This window comes from Streptomyces morookaense (assembly GCF_013030945.1).
GTDB classification, from domain to species: Bacteria; Actinomycetota; Actinomycetes; order Streptomycetales; family Streptomycetaceae; genus Streptomyces; species Streptomyces morookaensis.
Genome location: NZ_JABBXF010000085.1, coordinates 1 through 1,089 on the forward strand (window position 1 = coordinate 1; position 1,089 = coordinate 1,089).

The window sequence follows — 1,089 nt, forward strand, 5'->3', positions numbered from 1 at the left end:
CGACCTGGGCTACCTGCGCGTCCCGGCCGGCCTGGTCGTGGACGTCAAGACCCTGGACGATCTTCCGGACGACGAGGTCGTGCTCGTCTGCACGGGCTCCCAGGGCGAGCCGATGGCCGCGCTGTCGCGCATGGCCAACCGGGACCACCAGATCCGGATCGTCCAGGGCGACACCGTGATCCTGGCCTCGTCGCTCATCCCGGGCAACGAGAACGCGGTCTACCGGGTGATCAACGGCCTGACCCGCTGGGGCGCCAACGTCGTGCACAAGGGCAACGCCCGCGTCCACGTCTCGGGCCACGCCTCGGCCGGCGAGCTGCTGTACTTCTACAACATCTGCAAGCCGAAGAACCTGATGCCGGTCCACGGCGAATGGCGGCACCTGCGGGCGAACGCGGAGCTGGGCGCCCTCACGGGTGTTCCCAAGGACCACATCGTCATCGCCGAGGACGGCGTGGTGGTGGACCTGGTCGACGGCCGGGCGAAGATCGTCGGCAAGGTCCAGGCCGGTTACGTGTACGTCGACGGCCTCTCGGTCGGCGACGTCACCGAGGCCTCCCTCAAGGACCGCCGGATCCTCGGCGACGAGGGCATCATCTCGGTCTTCGTGGTGGTGGACAGCACGACCGGCAAGGTCGTCAGCGGTCCCCAGATCCAGGCCCGCGGTTCGGGCATCGACGACGCCTCGTTCGCGGCCGTCGTCCCGAAGATCGAGGAGGCCATCGCCAGGGCCGCCGCGGACGGCGTCGCCGAGCCCCACCAGCTCCAGCAGCTGGTCCGGCGCTCGGTGGGCAAGTGGGTCTCCGACAGCTACCGCCGGCGCCCGATGATCCTTCCCGTGGTCGTCGAGGTCTGAGCCCTGACGTAGCGTCAGCCGTACGGGCGGCCGCCCCGGTTCCCGATTTGCATCCGGGCGCGGCCGTCCAGTACGTTTACGACTCCGCCGAGACGGGAAGCCCCCACACTTCGTGTGAGACGGGAGCTTCCGGGAAGCGGCGGGAAATCCGACTCGATCGAATCTGATAAAGTCGGTGAGCCCGCTCCGACAGGGCACTGGAAATGAATTCCGAACCGGAAACGGAACGGAAA

General features: G+C 68.1%; 1 protein-coding gene. It reads left to right on the forward strand.

Going from position 1 to position 1,089, the window contains the following annotated elements; genetic code table 11:
- The coding region (locus HG542_RS28550; RefSeq protein WP_171086444.1) for a ribonuclease J at positions 1-856 on the forward strand (856 nt) is incomplete at its 5' end.
- Between the last annotated feature and the right edge of the window lie 233 nt (positions 857-1,089).